Source organism: Polynucleobacter sp. HIN9 (assembly GCF_030297635.1).
GTDB lineage: Bacteria > Pseudomonadota > Gammaproteobacteria > Burkholderiales > Burkholderiaceae > Polynucleobacter.
The window spans coordinates 202,199-221,652 of the sequence record NZ_AP028140.1 but is presented as its reverse complement, the minus strand read 5'-3'; the positions used below and the strand labels follow the sequence as shown (position 1 = coordinate 221,652).

The window sequence follows — 19,454 nt, the reverse complement described above, 5'->3', positions numbered from 1 at the left end:
CTCATTTGCCATAGTTGATACTCTAACGCAATAAACTCCCAACAAGTCGCAAACCATCCCAAGGATTAGCTGGAAGATCTCGAACCCATAGACCCTTTGCCTGCTTATCTAAATTAGCCGCAAGTATTAGAGCTTGTTTGAGTTTCTTGGGTTGAATGCGCTTGAGTGCCATCGGGTAGAGCTTCTCGCGCTTTCCCCAAATGCGGTAATTACGCATGATGGTTGGCAAACTCTCCCCTGCAGTAAGCGCAGTCTGGGCCCGATTAAGCGTTCTTAGCTCATCGCTAATTCCCCACAGAATTAGAGGCAAGGGCTCACCCTCACCTTGTAGGCCATCTACCATTCGATTCAGACGTGCCGCATCACCAGACAGTAGTGCCTCTGTCAGCTCAAATAGATCATAGCGAGCAACTTTGAGAACCGCAGCACGAATTTGCTCATCGGTAATCACTCCGCTGGGATACAAAAGTCCCAGCTTCTGAATTTCTTGATGGGCAGCGATCAAGTTACCTTCAACCTGATCGGCCATCCATTGCAAACTGCGCAGCCCCGCTTCCCCAGGTTCAACGGATTGCGACTGCAGTGACATTCGCTTAGCAATCCATTGGGGTAATTGACTTCGTTCAATCGAATCAATCTGGACCGCCATCCCGGCCTCATCTAACGCCACAAACCAAGCAGAGCCCTTGGTTTTCAGATCAAGACGCGGAAGCTGAATGCACATAATCACGTCAGGCACTGAGCCGGCTGATCCTAGAGAAGTGGCAAAGTTTTTCAGTACATCCGCCCCCTCGCGACCAGGTTTGCCAGTGGGCATACGCAGTTCCACAAAGCGCTTATCGCCAAACAGGGACATGGATTGCCCGATACTTAATAACGATGGCCAATCAAAGTAGCGATCCTGAACCATTACATCGCGCTCAGTAAATCCTTGGGTTTTGGCAAATGCCCTGAGGCTGTCCACAGCCTCCATCATCAGAAGTGGCTCATCCCCCGAAAAAACATATAAGGGATGAAGGCTCTGGGAACCCTTCGCTAGACCAGCCAAATGAATCTGGAAGGCATCACTTTTGATCATTGAAATCGATCAAATAGAAAATTTATTTACTCACCCGACCTAGGGTGGCAATGCGACGCAAGATCTGCAGCGCCAAATCAGAACGCATGCTCTCTAAAAATTGTTGTTGCTGGATATCGGCAGACAATACAGTTGCCACAGTGAAATCGAGATCCCGTATCACATAGATATCGGATTCTGGAATGACTTCGGCACCCGTATTATCAAAAGCGCGGAACACGACCCGATTATTGAGTCGATACGCAGAAATCTGACCCGTCGAGGTATAGGTCAAAATTTGCCGAGTACTATCTTCGCTCACAATATCCAGAATCAAATCGGCATCCTTACCCGAGGTGACTACCTTTGCATTTGTTCCTGTCGAAATAATGCGCTCGAGGTCAAAACGTAATTGGGGCGATGGTCGCCCTGAAATCAAAATCGATTTATAGGGAATAGTGACAGAGCCACGTAAACGAAAACCACATGCAGACAATCCAAAAACTGTTATGAAGCCAAAAAGGCTACTTCTTAGCAGCAGGCGACGATTGAAATTATGAGGTACGCTCATCTGCTTATGCAACCACATTCACCAAGCGACCGGGAACCACAATGATCTTCTTGGGCGCCGCACCGTTTAAGAGTCGCAAAACAGGCTCTGACTGCAAGCTAATGGCCTCAATCGCGTCCTTTGAAGCATCAGCTGGCACCTTAATTTGGCCTCGGTGTTTGCCATTAATTTGCAACACCAACTCAATCTCCGACTGAATCAAAGCAGACTCATCCACTTGCGGCCAAGGTGCATCCAATAAAGAGCCAAAGTGCTTGGCAAATCCAAGGTCTTCCCACAACGCATAGGTGCAGTGTGGAACAACGGGATACAAAATGCGTAGCAAAATTCCGAGTGATTCCGAAAGCACTTCAGGGCGAATCGAATTTACATCCTGATTTAACTTAAAGGGCTCTAACACATTCAACATCTTCATAGCTGCCGAGACCACGGTGTTGTATTGACGACGCTGATAGTCAAAGTTTGCCTGCCTCAAAATCGTATGCACTTCAAAGCGCAGCTCTTTTTCGTTAGCATTGAGATCGCTTGGAAGGGACGAATGTACTGCTTGTAAAGATTCCGCTTGCGAACTCGCATAGCTCCATAAACGACGCAGGAACCGAGAAGCACCCTCCACGCCTGCACCGGACCATTCAAGTTGCTGCTCGGGTGGCGCAGCAAACATCGTGAAGAGCCGTGCCGTATCAGCGCCATACTGATCAATCAGGGCTTGCGGATCAACGCCATTATTTTTGCTTTTGGCCATCTTCTCAACACCACCGATATTGACTGGTGAGCCATCCTTGATGAGCTTAGCTGCAATGGGTCGTCCCTTCTCATCAAGATCAAGATCGACATCAGCAGGATTAACCCATTGCTTTTTGCCACTCGAATCTTCTTTATAGAAGGTTTCGTTAAGAACCATCCCCTGCGTGAGGAGATTTAGAAAAGGCTCATCAAAACGCACCAAACCTAAATCGCGCATCACCTTGGTCCAAAACCGAGCGTACAGCAGATGCAAGATCGCATGCTCAATTCCGCCAATGTATTGATCCATTGGCATCCAATAGTCATTACGAGAGTCCACCATACTTTTTGCATCGGGACCGGTATAGCGCATGAAATACCATGAAGAATCCACAAAGGTGTCCATGGTGTCGGTCTCACGCCGTGCAGGCTTACCGCACTTCGGACAATCGACTTTTAAAAAATCTTCGCGTTTATTGAGAGGATTACCAGAACCATCTGGCACGCAGTCTTCGGGCAAGACCACAGGTAAATCCGACTCAGGAACTGGCACTTCGCCACAATCAGTGCAGTGGATCATGGGGATTGGAGTCCCCCAATAACGCTGTCGAGAGATACCCCAATCGCGCAAGCGATAGGTCGTTTTTAGCTCACCAAGACCTCGCTCTTTCAGATCCTTGGCAACGGCCTGCACAGCATCTGGGTGTGATAAGCCGTCATAGGGCCCGCTGTAAATGCACTCGGTGTTCTCTTTTTGTGCATACCACTCTTGCCAGTGCGAGGTATTAAAAAGATCGGTTACCCCTTTAACAGCAATCACCTGCTTAATAGGCAAATGGTATTTATTAGCAAAGGCAAAGTCACGCTCATCATGGGCGGGAACTCCCATCACTGCACCATCGCCATACGACATCAGTACGTAATTACCAACCCACAGCGGAATTGGCTCATTGGTTAAGGGATGGGTCACATACAAACCGGTTGGCATGCCCTCTTTTTCTTGGGTCGCCAGATCGGCTTCAATCACACTCCCGGTTTTGCAACGTTCAATGAATTGCGCTAATGCTGGATTGGTTTGTGCCGCCTTGGCCGCCAAAGGATGTTCGGCAGCAACCGCGCAAAATGTAACGCCCATGATGGTATCAGCGCGCGTCGTGAACACATACATCTTGCCATCGTTAATGAAACGGCCGGCATCATCCTGAACTTGATGAGTAAATGCGAAGCGTACTCCATGACTCTTACCAATCCAGTTTTGCTGCATGATCTTGACGCGCTCAGGCCACGCTAGATCATCGAGTCCAGTTAATAACTCTTCAGCATACGCAGTAATATTGAGGTAATACCCGGGAATCTCACGCTTTTCAACCAAAGCACCCGAGCGCCAACCACGCCCATCAATCACTTGCTCATTAGCTAAAACGGTTTGATCTACCGGATCCCAGTTGACGGTTTGGGTTTTACGATAAGCAATGCCTTTTTCAAGCATCTTCAAAAATAGCCACTGGTTCCAACGGTAGTAATCAGGCTTGCAGGTTGCAATCTCCCGCGACCAATCAATTGCCAGCCCCATCGCTGCCATCTGGCCGCGCATGTAATCAATATTTTGATAGGTCCATTGTGCGGGCGGCACATTATTCTGAAGTGCGGCATTCTCGGCCGGCATCCCAAATGCGTCCCAACCCATCGGCATTAAGACGTTGTAGCCTTGCATGCGCAGTTGGCGCGCCATCACATCATTAATGGTGTAGTTGCGCACATGACCCATGTGCAACTTACCGGAGGGATAAGGCAGCATCGAACAGGCATAGAACTTTGGCTTTAATTGACCGGTAGGTGTCTTTGCATCTTCAGACACGCGATAGACATCATTCGCTTGCCACTCATTGTGCGCGCGCGCTTCAATACTCCGAAAATCGTAATCCTTAGCCTGATGTTTATCCATTAATTATTCTTGTTGTTAGGGATTAAATTATTTGAGGCCCAAGACGTCTTGCATATCAAACCAGCCCTTAGGTTGGTTTTGCAAAAAAGCAGCGGCTCGTAAGGCGCCCTCGGCATACGATTGACGGCTTGTGGAGCGATGACTAATTTCGATCCGCTCGCCCTCGCCGGCAAAGATCACGGTGTGATCACCCACGATATCGCCACCCCGTATGGTTGCAAAACCAATGGTGCCTGGCTTACGCTCACCAGTGTGACCCTCACGGGCATACACCGCCAGATCAGCTAGGGAATGACCTTGGGCCTTGGCAATCACCTCACCCATTTTGATGGCCGTTCCTGAAGGTGCATCCACTTTGTGCCGATGATGCGCTTCCACAATTTCGATGTCATACCCCTGGTTAAGCAACTGGGCGGCGACTTGCAAAATTTTGAGGGTAGCATTCACCCCCACGCTCATATTAGGCGCAAATACGATGGCAATAGTGTCGGTCGCACCGCGAAGCTGTTGCAATTGCTCAGTAGTAAAACCAGTCGTGCCAATAATCATTTTGACGCCTGCCCGCTTCGCAGCCTCAACATGCAATAGAGTTCCTTCGGGCCTTGTGAAATCAATTAAATACTCGGCACCCGCTAATCCTTTGGCTAAATCAGACGTAATCAAGACATTGGTTTGTTGACCTAAAAATGCTCCCGCATCCGTTCCTAATAAGGGGCAACTAGGATGCTCAAGAGCACCGGTTAATTGCGCATTGGATGATCTCAAAATCGTGTCGATGAGCATTTTGCCCATTTTTCCGGTTGCGCCCGCAACTGCAAATTTCATTGGCATCGCTAGCTCTCTAATTAATTTTTAACAGGGGTGATCACCACATCAGGCTGCGGTGTTGGGACCGGCAAATTATTAGGCTGGCTAATCACCATCACTTCAGGGGGTGGCCTCTTTACTGGCTTGGGTGGTTTATTTTTACCCGTTAGCACTTCCCAAAAACTGCGCTTCTCCCGCGCATAGTTGTCAATCTCGGCCACAAGCTCTACTTCAGTAGGTAAGGCATCGCCATCAAACTTCACGAGCTTATCGCCTTCAAAAAATAATGTGACGCGTCTCTCCTTACCGATGGTCTGACCCTCGCGCTTAAATTCAAATACATAATCCCAGCGATTGGCATGAAAATAGCTTGCTAGTAATGGTGTGCCCATAATTTGGCGCACCTGCTCTCGACTCATGCCTACTTTTAATTGAGCATATTGCTCACTGGAAATAAAGTTGCCTTGAACCACATCGGGGACATACGGCTGGAAAATAGTATTCATCCAAGCTCGCTGAGTATTGTCAACCGCCGAGGTACACGCACCCAAACCAAGACAGGCGCACAACACGATCAACATCCGTGATGCAAAAGCTCGATTTGGCTTGCGGCAAGTAAAAATGCTAATCTGCATGGGTTAACAGTTCAACGTATCATTAAGTATCTGATTTTAGCGCCCAAACCTGCCAATCGAGCCAAATCGTATGAGCCAAAACGCCACCCCCACCGACCTCCGTGAAATCGGTCTAAAAGTCACGGCGCCTCGGATGAAAGTCCTTGAGTTTTTTCAGGAAAACGCGGATTCGCACTTTAGTGCCGAAGAGGTCTACATGGCACTTGTGAAGGATAACTCCGATATCGGCTTAGCCACGGTCTATCGCGTTTTAACCCAATTTGAGCAAGCCGGAATCCTGTTAAGAAGCCATTTTGAGTCGAGCAAGGGGGATAGCCGAGCCATTTATGAGCTTAATGAAGGAAATCATCACGACCATCTTGTGTGCCTTGACTGTGGTCATGTCGAGGAGTTTGTGGATTCGGCCATTGAAAAACGCCAAAACGAAATTGCCAAATCCCTCGGGTTTAAGCTCCAAGAGCATTCTCTGGCGATGTACGGTCATTGCCAGAAAAAGAACTGTCGCAATAAGAAAAAGTAATTGATCCAATTACTCACTGAGCTTGTATGCCACAGTTCTACCTAGCGGGTGATTGGGCCCAATCTAATCTACCAAAACAACTTCTACCAGTTGATAATGATTTAGCCCATCACTTGCGCGTTCGTCGTATCGGAGCAGATGATGTATTCACTGTGTTTGATGGTAAAGGCCATACCGCGGTAGGAAGAGTCTCCAGAACGAACGAAACCTATTCCCAGATTGAAATTGAACAAATCCAAGAAGATCGCCAGCGCGAGCTCCCTTATCGCATAGACCTAATTCAGGGACTTGCCAGCGGTGACAAAATGGATTGGGTCATCGAGAAAGCTGTTGAAACGGGGGCGACAAGCATCACCCCCATTGAGTGTGAACGCTCGGTGGTCAAACTCAAACATGACTCAAAGCGACTAGAAAAACGTCTGCTTCATTGGCAGGCAATCGCGCAAGCGGCGTGTGAGCAATGTGATCGCAGCGTCATTCCAGAAGTTAACGCAATCCAACATCCTCGGGATGCATTCAAACAAAGTGTGGCTGGGTTAAAAATCCTTTTGAGCACAACGACCACCGATTCGCTGCATCAATTTCTAAATCGGCATCCACCCCAAAGCATTGCACTTGCGATTGGTCCAGAGGGAGGGTTTTGCCCTGAGGAAGAGGAATATGCCAAACAGGCTGGTTTTACCGCCTTATCACTTGGTCCACGCATTCTACGAACAGAAACGGCTGGGATCGTTACGATCTCAGCCGTAGAGAGTATTTGGAGCTTAAAGACGAGTTAAGCGAACGAGTAAAAGACTCGATATGGGACGCGGCGCTCTGACCAAAACTCAACGGCATCGCGGAACACATCCAGGAGAGTCTCCCTGGCTTCTTTGTCAAACTTTTGAGTGCAAGGCAAACCTTCGAGGACCACCACAAAACCTGGCTGAGGACCAGCTTTGTCAACCAAGGTTGTCAGAGCATCCAATAGGGGATCAAAGTTTTTAGCCTGCTGCTTGGTAAACATATAGGCGTTCGCGATTGCTTCGAGCACCTCACCCTTGGTATTGGCATTGGTGCAACTCGCATACACAAAGTGCTGTCCAAGTTCAGTGGCAGCCTCAGCTAGGTCACTAGTTCTGAATGCACGAATCGATTGCACGATATTGGGGCGCACACTGCGCAACATTGCTGGGGGACCGGCATCCCTCATAGCCAAAGCAGCACGCCAAGAAGCTGTCACTTTTTTTCCCAGGTCTTGATTGGCAGCATAGGTCTGAAGACGCGACAGACCACCTTGGGCATAAATGCTCGCCGCCGAGATCTCGCGATCGGCTTGATCATTTCTGTCCCAATTTTCTGCGCGGCTGTGATCTTCGACGCTTGCTGAAGTAATGTTTTCAGGAAGAATATTCATGATGGATAGTAGATTACCCTTATCCCGCCCCTAAATCAAGCCTAATCCAAGAACTAATTTGATAAGTTATTGATTTTTATCAATAATTTAAAAGTGAGCGACTACTTACTAAGTATATTTCCCTTTTAAAATAAGCCCTTGGATTGAGTGGCGGCCTCTACAACCGCAAGTGTGCTCACATTGACAATCCGACGCACCGTGGCCGCCGGAGTCAAAATATGAATCGGTTTTGCAACCCCGAGCAAAAGTGGTCCGATTGCAACACCATTTCCAGCGGCAGTTTTCAATAAGTTATAAGAAATATTGGCGGCATCAATATTGGGCAAGACCAATAAATTGGCCTCTCCACGCAAGCTTGAGTTTGTAATCGCACCAGCCCGAATTTCCGGGTCCAGCGCACAATCACCGTGCATTTCACCATCCACCTCAAGCTCAGGAGCAGCTTTTTGCAAAATCGCCAATACCTCACGCATTTTTGCAGCCGATGGCGCATCACTGGAACCAAAGTTCGAATGCGAAAGTAAGGCAACTTTCGGGGTCATACCCAACTTGCGCATCTCGCTCGCAGCTAAGAGTGTGATTTCAGCTAGCTCGGCAGCGCTTGGATCAATATTGACATGGGTATCTACCAAGAAGACTTGGCGATTCGGCAGTATCAGCCCCGACATTGCTCCATACACTGTCGCACCCGGTTCATGACCGATGACCTCATCAATGTATTTCAAGTGCATGGCAGTGTTGCTGATCGTGCCGCAAATCATGCCATCCGCCTGCCCTTTTTTGAGGAGAATAGAGCCAATTAAAGTATTGCGGCGGCGCATCTCGAGCTTCGCGAAGGACTCGGTCACCCCCTTGCGCTCAGTGAGTTGCAAATAAGTTTGCCAAAAATCACGATAGCGCACATCACTTTCCGGATTGACGATCTCGATATCCACGCCTGATTTCATGCGCAGGCCGTATTTCTCGATGCGATGCTCAATCACCGATGGACGCCCAATGAGGATGGGGTTCACCAAACTTTCGTCGAGCATGATTTGCACGGCACGCATCACACGTTCATCCTCACCCTCACAAAAGACAATCCGTTTTTGCTCCATCGGAATCTTCTTCGCAATCCCAAACAAGGGTTTCATGACTGTGCCCGAGTGATACACAAACTGCTGCAATTGATCTTTGTAAAGAGCAAAATCTTTGATGGGTCGACTTGCAACTCCGCAGTCCATGGCGGCCTTCGCAACGGCTGGTGCAATTACCGTAATTAGGCGCGGATCAAACGGTTTCGGAATTAAATAATCAGGGCCAAAAGCCAAGTTCTCGCTACTGTAAACCGCCGCCACCACATCACTTTGTTCTGCTTGAGCTAATTCAGCAATTGCCTTCACTGCCGCGATTTCCATCTCAGTGGTAATGGTGGTTGCCCCAACATCCAAAGCCCCGCGAAAGATGAATGGGAAGCACAGGACGTTGTTCACTTGATTGGGGTAATCCGTTCGCCCAGTTGCCATTACGGCATCGGGACGAACTAGCTTGACCTCCTCCGGCAAGATCTCAGGGGTTGGATTTGCTAAGGCAAACACAAGTGGCTTATCTGCCATTTTGGCAACCATCTCGGACTTTAAAACTCCACCAGCCGATAAGCCCAAAAATACATCAGCCCCTTCAATCACATCGCCTAAGGTGCGCTTGTCGGTCTTTTGCGCAAATGGTGTTTTTTGCGGATCCATGAGCTCAGTGCGGCCCTCATAAACCACACCGACAATATCGGTTACCCAGATATTGCTCTTAGGTAAGCCAAGATGAACCAATAACTCCAAACAGGCCAGCGCGGCCGCGCCGGCACCGGATGTCACTAACTTAACCTTCGTAATATCTTTACCAACAACTTTTAGACCATTGAGAATCGCTGCTGCCACCACAATGGCTGTGCCATGTTGATCATCATGAAAGACTGGAATCTTCATGCGCTCACGGAGTTTGCGCTCAACCAAGAAGCAATCCGGGGCCTTAATATCCTCGAGGTTAATTCCGCCAAAAGTCGGCTCTAGGGCAGCAATTACTTCAACTAATTTATCGGGATCGCTTTCGTTGACCTCGATATCAAACACATCAATCCCAGCAAACTTTTTAAAAAGTACCGCCTTGCCTTCCATCACCGGCTTACTGGCGAGTGCGCCAATATCACCCAAACCCAACACGGCCGTACCGTTGGTGACCACCCCAACTAAATTACCACGAGCGGTATAGCGAAATGCAGTGGCAGGGTCTCGTTTGATTTCTTCACAAGCCGCTGCTACACCTGGCGTGTAAGCCAAAGAAAGGTCACGTTGATTGGTTAATTGCTTGGTGGGGGCAATTGATATTTTGCCGGGGACCGGAAACTCGTGGTACTTAAGGGCAGCCTCACGCAAAGCCTTAATTTGCTCTTCTTTATTTTGATTAGGTTTATTGCCAGATTGACTCATAGGGTTCCACGGGTAATGAAATAAAAGGGCTTGGAGCCTTAAACAGGAATGCTAAAAGCTCTATTCTATTCCTCTGAAGACTGTCCCTTTGAATGCCCTCTTGAATGGCAGGTCTTGTAAGAATGGGGCTTTAAAGCCCGCCTACAATATAAGGATGACGAAGCAATTCCTTCAAAACCCGCCATCTGATACCCACCAACTCGGGGAATTTGAGTTAATTCGCGATATTTTCAAGACGCGCGCTTTGCAAATGATGAGAGCTAAACCGCAACATGCTCCGCTTCTTGGCATTGGTGATGATGGGGCATTGATTGCCTGTCATCCAAACGAGGAAGTGGTCATCACAACCGATATGTTGGTAGCTGATCGGCACTTCTTTGCGGATACCGACCCTTACCTCGTCGGGAAAAAATCCCTAGCAGTGAACTTATCGGATCTTGCCGCAATGGGTGCTAAGCCGACCGGATTTACTCTGGCGCTCGCCTTACCGAAACAAAAGCAAGCATGGCTACATGGATTTGCGAATGGTCTTTTTGACTTAGCCGATCTATTTGATTGCCACCTAATTGGCGGCGATACCTGTCAAGGGCCATTAACGATTAGCATCACGGCTTTTGGTGTGGTTCCAAATGGACAAGCGATTAAACGATCGGGCGCTCAGGTGGGCGACTTCATTTGGGTCTCTGGTGCACTGGGCGATGCTCGTCTAGCACTCGGATGCATTCGTAAAGAATGGTCTTTGGATCTAGGCGCCGAAGAACTCAATCAGATCAATCAACGCCTTCATTCACCGCTGCCCCGAGTGGCACTCGGAATTGCTCTACGTGAAATCGCAACGGCAGCCTTAGATGTGTCAGATGGATTATTAGGCGATTTGCGACACATTTTGGAATCATCCCATGTGAGCGCCAAAATTAACGTGGACGCCTTGCCTCGCTCACCGGTGTTGCGTCGGCAAGATCAGGCAATTCAGTATCAATGCGCAGCCTCTGGTGGCGATGACTATGAGCTTTGCTTTACTGCAAACCCAGATCAACATGACAAGATTGCGAGTCTCTCAAGAGAACTCGGACTCCCTTTGACTTGTATCGGCCAAATTACCGAAGTCCAGAATGAAAGTTTGCTGATACTCGAGGATAGTGAGGGCATGCCACTAAGCCCCGAGAAATCCCAAGCGCTGCTGAGATCTTTTGATCACTTTCGAGATTAGAGATTGATGAAAGCAACTCGCCACCCATCATTAAATTGGATGCTGGGATCCGTGCATCGGGTATTTGGTATCGGCTTTGGGATCGGCCTTGCTCCAATTGCTCCAGGCACGGCTGGCACCCTGCTTGCCTGGGCTTTGTTTTTGATCCTAAACGCAGTTCTTTCAACAACGGCTATGTTTGTTTTACTTAGCCTTGGAACGCTTTATGGACTATGGGCTTGCGGTCAATGCAGCCACGATCTAGAGCGCCCCGATGATGGCTCGATTGTTTGGGATGAAATCATCTCCTTTGCTTGGATCCTATTGTTGATTGGATCCAATAATCTATGGGTACAAGCAATCGCATTTTTAATCTTTCGATTTTTTGATGCCGCCAAACCATGGCCCATCAATCGCGTCGATCAATACTTTAAGAAAAACTGGATCCATCAAGAACATATCAACCCATCGCAGATCATCAAACATGGTTTTGGAATCATGATTGACGATCTCATTGCCGCTTTCTTTACTATTTTGATCGTGATGCTTGGAATACACTGGCTAATATGAAATCATCCATCACCCCACTGGTTCAACAATTAGCTCAAACTTTGTTAGCTAAAGGTCTCAAGATTGCCTCAGCCGAGTCATGCACTGGAGGTTTATTGGCTGCACACCTCACGAGCCTTACTGGATCCAGCGACTGGTTTGAGCGGGGCTTTATCACCTACAGCAATCAAGCGAAAGAAGAAAGTATTGGCGTATCAAAGGAGTTGATCGAACAATATGGGGCCGTGAGTGAAGAGGTTGCAAAGGCTATGGCCAAAGGCGCTCTCAACCATAGCCTAGCCCAAGTTAGTGTTGCTGTTACTGGAATTGCTGGGCCAGGTGGAGGGGGTGCGAATAAACCCGTCGGGATGGTTTGCTTTGCTTGGGGAATGCGAGTGGCTGATCAGATCCAAACCCGCTCACAAACGAAACAATTTAGCGGTGATCGTCAGAGCATTCGGGAGCAGGCTTGCGTTTACGCGATCGAGTCACTCCTTGTGCAACTCACTGCAAGCGAGTCCCGCTAATTTGACTTCAACCAGCCTTTGTGGCGGAAGTAGCCCAAAGGAATCATTGCCGAGATGATCATGGTAATGATTGCCAGTGGGTAGCCCCAAGTCTCTTTGAGTTCAGGCATGTACTCAAAGTTCATACCCCAAATGCTTGCCAATAAGGTTGGGGGCATTAAGGCGACCGAGACCACCGAGAAGATCTTAATGATTTTGCTTTGGTTCAGACTAATAAAGCCAACCGTCGCATCCATCAAGAAGTTAATCTTGTCAAATAAGAATGCTGTGTGATTCTCTAGAGAATCAATGTCTCGCAAAATTTGACGCGCTTCTTCTTGCTGTTCGTCGGACAATAATTTGCTTCGCATCAGAAATGACAGTGCGCGCCGCGTATCCATGACATTGCGACGAATTCGGCCGTTGGTATCTTCTTCAGTGGCAATCGTCTCAAGAACTTCTGCTGCGTCGGCGTCGGTGATCGTTTCCGACAAAACACGTTTACCCGCGCGCTCAAGATTTTCATAAACCTCCTCAAGTGCATCGGCCGAGTATTCGGCATCGGTGGAGTACAGATCAAGGAGTACATCCTTCGCATTACTGACCGAACCCGGACGCAAACGCGCCCGCAAGCGTACCAAACGGAACACTGGTAAATCTTCATCGTGGATCGAAAACAACACCTGATTGGTCAGGACGAACGCCACCCTCACGTTGCGTGATGTATCTTCTTCGTCTAGCAAAAAGTCGGTGCGAATATGCAGATGCCCATCGTCTGCCTCAAAATAGCGTGCAGACGCCTCCAGGTCCCCAAGATCGTCCAACTCAGGCAGTTGAACGGCAAAAGCCTCTTTAATCCAAAGCAGCTCTTCCTCTTCAGGGTCAATCACATCAATCCAAATTGGATTGTGGTGTTGGAGCAGTTCATTGCGATCTTCGACTTGCTCTTGCGATAGACGGCCGTTTTGTAGGACGAACAAGTTGATCATGGTGAACTCCCGACGAATGCGCTAGTTTATCCTATGCACTATGAATCGTTCATTACATTTGGTAAAAAATTCGGGGTCCTTTCGGGATCAGATCGAGGCTGCCTGGGCATCCCAGGGCAGCATGCTCTGCCTAGGTCTAGACCCCGATCCCCAGCGCTTCCCGCCCAGCATAGGCAAAGGCCCCAAAGCCATCCTCAATTTTTGTAAAGAAATTGCGGATTCATGTGCTGACCTGGTGTGTGCATTTAAACCACAGTTTGCGTACTTTGCCTCCCAACGAGCAGAGGACCAACTGGAAGACCTGATCGCCCACCTCAAAAGATCCTACCCACAGATCCCCATTATTTTGGATGCCAAACGGGGTGATATTGGGAGCACCGCCGAACATTACGCATTAGAAGCGTTTGAGCGTTATGGGGCCGATGCCGTGACGGTCAATCCATACATGGGTAAAGACTCGATCGAACCCTATCTTCAGCACTCGGGCAAAGGGGTCATCATCTTGTGCCGTACCTCCAATCCAGGCGGGTCCGATATACAAAACCTTCCCATCAACAGCAACCAAGCAGTGTTTGAACGCGTTGCACACCTTGCCAAAGAGTGGGATCAAGCGGGTCAAATTGCACTTGTGGTGGGAGCCACCTTTCCCCAAGAAATCGCCCGAGTTCGAGCCATCGTCGACGCCATGCCCTTACTCATCCCTGGAATCGGGGCGCAAGGCGGGGATATTGAAGCGACGGTTGCTGCGGGGCAAGTAGCGAATAAACCCGGAACGGGAATGATGATTAACTCATCGCGCGCCATTTTGTATGCGAGCAACGGAAAGGACTTTGCAGAAGCTGCCAGAAAAGTAGCAATAGCAACCCGTGATGCGATTCGATCTGCGCAGGCCAAATAAAAAGATGCTTGGTATTACTAGCGGTTTTTAGGCAAAGCTACACGATCCATATTCTCTAAAATAAATTGTTGGCGTAGGCCAAAATCAATACTCCCGCGTTTGCAGTACTTACTTTTATCAAAACATTTTGGCGCTGGTAAAGCAGATGCTAATGCGGCTGCCTGTTCGCGACTAATATTTTTTGGATTAGTCACATAGTAGTGAGAAGTCGCTGCACCAATCCCAAAAAACCCCTCACCCCATTCAACGGAATTCATATAAATCTCAAACATCCGCTGTTTGGAAAGCATCAACTCTAAAAGTCCGGTAATGACTAGCTCCTGTACTTTACGTAGGTAGTTTTTTTCAGAGGAAAGAAATAAATTCTTGGCCAATTGCTGTGTGATTGTGGAGCCGCCGCGCACCACCTTGCTGCCGCCTTTTTGGTTTCGCTCCCAGGCTTTTTGCATATCCTCAACACGAACCCCGCTATGTTTAAAAAAGATATCGTCTTCACTTACCAGAATCGCCCGCTTTAAATCATTGCTGATCTGCTCGTACGAAACCCAACGATGCTGGATTGGGCAGCTCAGATTCCAGTGACAAAGACGCCAACGTTCCGCCCTCTGAAATGCTGTACTGCTTGGATTCATGAATGCCCATAGACCAATTTGGATCACAAAGTAAAACTGCAAACCGATCAGTCCCCAAGCCATGCATTTGAGGAAATATATGACCCATGACATGATTTAAGCGTACCGAAGCTGTGCAATAACAGCCCGAGTATCTAAACATTTGATGTCCACTTGACGCCACTGACTAAAGGCAACGGCAGCTTGCTCTACCAACATTCCCAAGCCGTCACTGATCCGACAGCCGCGCTGCAAGGCTTGCTCCATAAATACCGTGGTTTTACCGTATACCAAATCATACGCAAAGCAACCAGGGCAAAACACGTGATCTGCCGCTAATGTGCTTAAAGGACTTTGGTCCTCGAGTCCAGCTGAGCTCGAATTAATCACAAGTGAGAATGCAGGGGTCGTTTGATCCTCCAATTGAGCGATGCTGCTTGCCATTAACTCCACGTCAAGCTCTGTTGCTAAAGACTGAAATATCGACACGAGCTCGTGAGCTTTTTGAGCTGTGCGATTGGCAATCCAAATCCGTTTGGGCTTTTGGTTTAGCAGTGGCTCAATGATCCCGCGACTTGCACCACCTGCCCCCACAATCAGGACATCTGCTTCACAAATGGCAACCCCTTGAGAAAGCAGATCAGCCACTAACCCAGCACCATCGGTGTTATCGCCCCAGAGTACTCCGTCTTTTTGCCAGACTGTATTTACGGCACCTGCTAAGCGAGCACGGCTAGTCAATTGTTTGCATAACTGATAGGCATCCAATTTAAACGGAATGGTGACGCTTGCACCCTTACCACCAAGGACAAAAAATTGGGTGAGCATTGCTGCAAATCCATCCACTGACGGCTGAATCCTTAAATAATCCATTTCTTGCTGGGTTTGTATCGCAAACCGCTCATGAATTAAGGGAGACTTGCTATGCCCAATCGGGTTACCAAATACCGCATAAATATTTTTGCTAACAAAACGATTTGGCTTCAGCTCAGTCAAAAAGGGATAGTGACTCATGGTTTGGCACCCCTTAATTCCAGTCGATTGCCAGATTGATCTTTCAAATCGCGTGTGAACTCAAACGTTGAAACCCAATCCAAAACATCGATCTGCTGACGCATCTCACTTGGAAACGCTCCGAACGGAGCGGCGGCGCGCACAATCGCCACTGCTTGACGATCAAGCTCTGGAATACCGGATGAGTGACTTACTTCAATACCCTCACGCCCTTTGACGTTATTAGTAATTCGACCCTCTGCATCAACACTAACAGTTAACACCAAGCTACCATACAACGGCCGACCCTGGACGCGAGGAAAAAAAGTATTGCCATAGGCTTCAATCTTTTGACGCATACCATCATAGTAATATGCAAACGCAACCGTTTTGGTACTGCTTGCACTAAGGACCGCGCGACGTGGAAGACGACCCTCAGGGCTAAGTCGTCTAGCAAGCTCGGCTTCCAACGCATTGGTCTGAGAGAGCTGTTTAGATTCTTCGCCCGATCGCATTCCACTGGCCTGTTTTTTATCGGTATCTAATTTGGATAACAATTGCTTTTGGCGCTTCTCAAGTGCCTCTAACTTAGCATCGGCACCCAAGTGGGCGCGGTGCAATGCACTCGCATCCTCCCGAATAGTTAGGCCCCCACCATCCAAATTAGCCTGTGCTAATTTCTGTGCTTTTTGAGGAGGCGCGGGGCTTGATGCATTCACGAGCACAATACTCAATGGTGTATTGAAACGCCTCTCGGTTTCTGGCGGATTGAACCAGCGCTGACTCAATAGGGCAAGGTGAACCAGCAGAGATATGGCTAATGCGATCCATAGCGGCTTAATAGACCGACTCACCTCAAATGAATGCAGAGCCAGTCTCATTCTGGTAAATCCCCTTCTACCTCAGCACTAACTTCACTCGGGCTGGTTTCCAGCTCAAGCACACGGGCCTTAGCAGATAGGTCTAAAAGATCTATATCCATAACTTCGATCTTAGCGCGGGTGAGACGAGGATGACTCGCCAATTCAGGGATGGGTAAATGCAGTGGAATAGGCTCAAGCCGCGACATACCCTCTTTCAGATGACGTGCGTAGATTGAATGGGGCAATCCAGCCTGCGCCAACCAACGCAAGCACCAATAGCGCTCCATGCGTGACTGATATTCCCCGTACTGAAGATATACCGTATCGAAATCAGCGGCAATTCCCATGATCTCCGAGTCTTTTGGAGGAAAGGGAGCTGTCATCTTCGCTGTTACGCCATTTCGAATCATGGCAATCAATTGCCATTGATTTACAAGATCTGCATACCGACGTAATGGCGAGGTACACCACGCATAACAATCAACACCCAAGCCCTCATGAGGGCCAGGGGTGGTTTGCATCCGTGTACGCTGAGGACCCCAACCTTTCTGGGTGCGGAATAGCGCCGGTAAACCATGCTCAGCTAGCGCTTGTCCCCAAATCTGATTACATAAGATCATGCATTCGGCCACGATGGTATCCAAAATCGAACCTCGAACACGAGGCTCAATCACGATTTCATTGCTTGACGAAGTGATCTTGAAATTGAAATCACGGATTAAAGCATTTGGATCAGCTTGACCCAAGACCTCCGCTCGCAAGCCGTCTTTGACACGCTGCTCTTGACGTTTTTGATGCTCATTTTGAGCCAAAGCCCACAATCGAGTCAGCGCTTCGTGATGCGGCAACGATGAGTTCTCTTGGGCCAAGAAGGCTTCGTCAACTAGTGGTTCCCAATCGTCTAAGCGAAGATTAGTTTCAATCGGCACTAACTCGAGAGCACTTTGCACAGGCGTCTGGGTTCGTTGGCCAGAGGCATCTATCTCAAGATATAAAGAAATGGCAGGATGGGCTGAGCCTGCATCTAAAGAGAAATACTGAACAAACTGCTTTGGCAACATGGTAATTTTGTCACCCGGGAAATAAACCGTTGACATTCGTTGACGCGCAACTTGATCAAAACGATCGCCCTTTTGAATCAGCAAACCAGGTGCTGCAATATGAATACCCAATCGATATAGACCACTACCGATAGGCGTTAATGACAAGGCATCATCGATTTCTGTTGTGCTTGCATCATCAATTGAAAATGCTTTCACTTGGGCAGTCGGCAAGCCGGCAATGGCCTTTTCAAATTCTTCTGGTGTAAATTGAAAATCGCTTGCGAAGCCTGTCCCTTTCGGAAAATGCGCTTGCACAAATTGGCCATGATGGTAAGACTGCGGGGAATCCAAAGCACCACAGCGCATCAGCAAACGCGCCGGATGTTCTCCTGTCTGTTCACAAGCCCCATGAAAAGCTTTGTATGCCAAGCTATTTTTATCTGGACGGAACAGCAAGCTATTCACCTGCGAATGCAAAGCATCTGGCAGCCTTCCTTCAATCAGTTCTTCCTGCCATGCTTGTTGTTGTAGAAGCTCTCTTTGCCTGCGCTCAATTGCCGCTAATCCCGCCTGCAGTTGCTCGAGTAGTGCCCGCATAAAGACGCCTCGCCCCTTGCGTCGAAAGTAAACAGGAGCTCCTTGCAATGCAATCGCTAAACCGATTAATTGGGGAGTACTTATGGTGTCCCCAAAATACTCTTTGGCAATTGTCTGGAAAAAAAATTCTTGGTCGGGCGCGCAATCCCATAGAAGTTGTAAATCAATTGTTGCAGCAATACCATGCGCTTCTTCAAGAACTTCTTGAGGATTCGCAAGATCAAATTGCAGCCATACCTCTTTAGCCTTTAGCTTGAGATGCTTGCCTGATAAAGCGCTTGCCTGCCATGACTGAGTCTCTCCAGACCCTGAGGATGACAAGACGGTCGCGATTCGCAGCTCACCGCCTTCTTCATATAGCAAATGCATTAAAGCGAAATCCCGCCACTAGCCTCGATGGTTACACCATTGACATAACTGGCTTCATCGCTCGCTAGAAATAGATACACATTCGCCATTTCCTCGGGAGTGCCTAAGCGCGCCATCCACGAACGCTGCTCAATACTTTGCAAAATGTTCTCGGGCATCGCCTTGACCATCTCGGTTGCAATAAATCCAGGACACACAGCATTCACCCGAATCCCTTTTTGCCCGAACTCACGGGCCCAGGTTTTGGTAAATCCAATCACGCCAAATTTAGTTGCAGAGTAATTGGTTTGACCAAAATTACCGTAGATACCGACCACACTTGAGGCATTGACGATCGCGCCCTTTTTTGCTTCTAGCATATGGGGAACCACCAATTGGGTGCAATTAAAAACGCCTTTGAGATTAACATCGATCACTGCATCAAATTGCTCTTCGGTCATTTTCACCAAGCGGGCATCTTGAGTAATTCCTGCGTTGTTAATCAATATATCAATGCGATGATGTTTGGCGATGATGTCGTCAACCGCACGCTGAATACTGGCTCGATCGGTGACATCCAACACATAGGGCTCCGCATGCTTGAGTTGGCCGACGGCGTCCATTACCGCAGCTTCATTTAGATCGGCCAACATGACCTTGGCTCCCTCCTCGGCAAACCGTTTAGCAGTTGCAAAACCAATTCCTTTGGCTGCTCCAGTAATGAGTGCCACTTTGTTTCGTAAACGCAT

At 48.4% G+C, this 19,454-nt stretch carries 19 protein-coding genes; 6 read left to right on the top strand and 13 right to left on the bottom strand.

Annotated elements, in window-relative coordinates:
* Window positions 1–22: 22 nt before the first annotated feature.
* From holA to QUE62_RS01165, 5 genes are all read right to left on the bottom strand, one after another.
* A complete protein-coding gene (holA, locus tag QUE62_RS01185) occupies window positions 23–1,078 on the bottom strand; it encodes a DNA polymerase III subunit delta (protein WP_286223920.1) in 1,056 nt (351 codons plus the stop codon).
* 22 nt (window positions 1,079–1,100) lie between these two features.
* The gene (locus QUE62_RS01180) at window positions 1,101–1,553 is read right to left on the bottom strand and encodes an LPS-assembly lipoprotein LptE (RefSeq protein ID WP_286223919.1); all 453 of its coding nucleotides are present in this window, start codon (window positions 1,551–1,553) and stop codon (window positions 1,101–1,103) included.
* A 79-nt stretch (window positions 1,554–1,632) separates the two neighbouring features.
* On the bottom strand, window positions 1,633–4,299 hold the full coding sequence (gene leuS / locus QUE62_RS01175) for a leucine--tRNA ligase (protein WP_286261758.1): 2,667 nt from the start codon (window positions 4,297–4,299) through the stop codon (window positions 1,633–1,635).
* Between the two features lie 27 nt (window positions 4,300–4,326).
* Window positions 4,327–5,124 (bottom strand): 4-hydroxy-tetrahydrodipicolinate reductase, encoded by a 798-nt coding sequence (gene dapB, locus QUE62_RS01170; RefSeq protein ID WP_286262524.1) that lies wholly within the window; start codon window positions 5,122–5,124, stop codon window positions 4,327–4,329.
* 20 nt (window positions 5,125–5,144) lie between these two features.
* The gene (locus QUE62_RS01165) at window positions 5,145–5,741 is read right to left on the bottom strand and encodes an outer membrane protein assembly factor BamE (protein ID WP_286225556.1); all 597 of its coding nucleotides are present in this window, start codon (window positions 5,739–5,741) and stop codon (window positions 5,145–5,147) included.
* A gap of 70 nt (window positions 5,742–5,811) precedes the next feature.
* On the opposite strand from QUE62_RS01165, the gene fur reads away from it, so the two are divergent.
* Both fur and QUE62_RS01155 read left to right on the top strand, forming a co-directional pair.
* The gene (gene fur, locus QUE62_RS01160) at window positions 5,812–6,261 is read left to right on the top strand and encodes a ferric iron uptake transcriptional regulator (protein ID WP_286225554.1); all 450 of its coding nucleotides are present in this window, start codon (window positions 5,812–5,814) and stop codon (window positions 6,259–6,261) included.
* A gap of 26 nt (window positions 6,262–6,287) precedes the next feature.
* Window positions 6,288–7,040, top strand: coding sequence for a 16S rRNA (uracil(1498)-N(3))-methyltransferase (locus QUE62_RS01155; RefSeq protein ID WP_286223915.1), 753 nt, complete (start codon window positions 6,288–6,290; stop codon window positions 7,038–7,040).
* On the opposite strand, the gene QUE62_RS01150 is transcribed toward QUE62_RS01155, so the two are convergent.
* Together QUE62_RS01150 and QUE62_RS01145 are read right to left on the bottom strand one after the other, a co-directional pair.
* On the bottom strand, window positions 7,037–7,657 hold the full coding sequence (locus tag QUE62_RS01150) for a barstar family protein (protein WP_108509280.1): 621 nt from the start codon (window positions 7,655–7,657) through the stop codon (window positions 7,037–7,039). The genes QUE62_RS01155 and QUE62_RS01150 overlap by 4 nt on opposite strands.
* Before the next feature lie 125 nt (window positions 7,658–7,782).
* Window positions 7,783–10,119 carry an NADP-dependent malic enzyme gene (locus QUE62_RS01145; RefSeq protein ID WP_286261756.1) on the bottom strand — a complete coding sequence of 779 codons (2,337 nt, stop codon included), beginning with the start codon at window positions 10,117–10,119 and terminating at the stop codon, window positions 7,783–7,785.
* A gap of 154 nt (window positions 10,120–10,273) precedes the next feature.
* Between QUE62_RS01145 and thiL the strand changes: the two genes are divergently transcribed.
* Genes thiL through QUE62_RS01130 form a run of 3 tightly spaced genes read left to right on the top strand, consistent with a single transcriptional unit; the run spans window position 10,274 to window position 12,384 of the window.
* Window positions 10,274–11,329, top strand: coding sequence for a thiamine-phosphate kinase (gene thiL / locus QUE62_RS01140; protein ID WP_286261754.1), 1,056 nt, complete (start codon window positions 10,274–10,276; stop codon window positions 11,327–11,329).
* A gap of 6 nt (window positions 11,330–11,335) precedes the next feature.
* Complete coding sequence (locus tag QUE62_RS01135) at window positions 11,336–11,878, top strand: phosphatidylglycerophosphatase A family protein (RefSeq protein ID WP_286261752.1); 543 nt, start codon at window positions 11,336–11,338, stop codon at window positions 11,876–11,878.
* Entirely contained in the window at window positions 11,875–12,384 is a 510-nt protein-coding gene (locus QUE62_RS01130; RefSeq protein WP_286261750.1) for a CinA family protein, read from the top strand. Before QUE62_RS01135 ends, QUE62_RS01130 begins: the two co-directional genes overlap by 4 nt.
* On the opposite strand, the gene corA is transcribed toward QUE62_RS01130, so the two are convergent.
* Window positions 12,381–13,352 carry a magnesium/cobalt transporter CorA gene (gene corA, locus QUE62_RS01125; RefSeq protein ID WP_286223909.1) on the bottom strand — a complete coding sequence of 324 codons (972 nt, stop codon included), beginning with the start codon at window positions 13,350–13,352 and terminating at the stop codon, window positions 12,381–12,383. The genes QUE62_RS01130 and corA overlap by 4 nt on opposite strands.
* Window positions 13,353–13,392: 40 nt before the next feature.
* Between corA and pyrF the strand changes: the two genes are divergently transcribed.
* Window positions 13,393–14,250, top strand: a complete 858-nt coding sequence (pyrF, locus tag QUE62_RS01120; RefSeq protein WP_286261748.1) for an orotidine-5'-phosphate decarboxylase — start codon at window positions 13,393–13,395, stop codon at window positions 14,248–14,250.
* 17 nt (window positions 14,251–14,267) lie between these two features.
* Here pyrF and mtgA read toward each other — a convergent pair whose 3' ends face one another.
* Genes mtgA through fabG form a run of 5 tightly spaced genes read right to left on the bottom strand, consistent with a single transcriptional unit; the run spans window position 14,268 to window position 19,454 of the window.
* Window positions 14,268–14,975, bottom strand: a complete 708-nt coding sequence (gene mtgA / locus QUE62_RS01115; protein ID WP_353506833.1) for a monofunctional biosynthetic peptidoglycan transglycosylase — start codon at window positions 14,973–14,975, stop codon at window positions 14,268–14,270.
* A gap of 3 nt (window positions 14,976–14,978) precedes the next feature.
* The gene (gene aroE, locus QUE62_RS01110; RefSeq protein ID WP_286261746.1) at window positions 14,979–15,875 is read right to left on the bottom strand and encodes a shikimate dehydrogenase; all 897 of its coding nucleotides are present in this window, start codon (window positions 15,873–15,875) and stop codon (window positions 14,979–14,981) included.
* The gene (locus tag QUE62_RS01105; protein WP_286261744.1) at window positions 15,872–16,735 is read right to left on the bottom strand and encodes an energy transducer TonB family protein; all 864 of its coding nucleotides are present in this window, start codon (window positions 16,733–16,735) and stop codon (window positions 15,872–15,874) included. Before QUE62_RS01105 ends, aroE begins: the two co-directional genes overlap by 4 nt.
* Window positions 16,732–18,726: a ribonuclease catalytic domain-containing protein gene (locus QUE62_RS01100; RefSeq protein WP_286261742.1), complete on the bottom strand. Its 1,995-nt coding sequence runs from the start codon at window positions 18,724–18,726 to the stop codon at window positions 16,732–16,734. Before QUE62_RS01100 ends, QUE62_RS01105 begins: the two co-directional genes overlap by 4 nt.
* Window positions 18,726–19,454 carry a 3-oxoacyl-ACP reductase FabG gene (gene fabG / locus QUE62_RS01095; RefSeq protein WP_286225544.1) on the bottom strand — a complete coding sequence of 243 codons (729 nt, stop codon included), beginning with the start codon at window positions 19,452–19,454 and terminating at the stop codon, window positions 18,726–18,728. Before fabG ends, QUE62_RS01100 begins: the two co-directional genes overlap by 1 nt.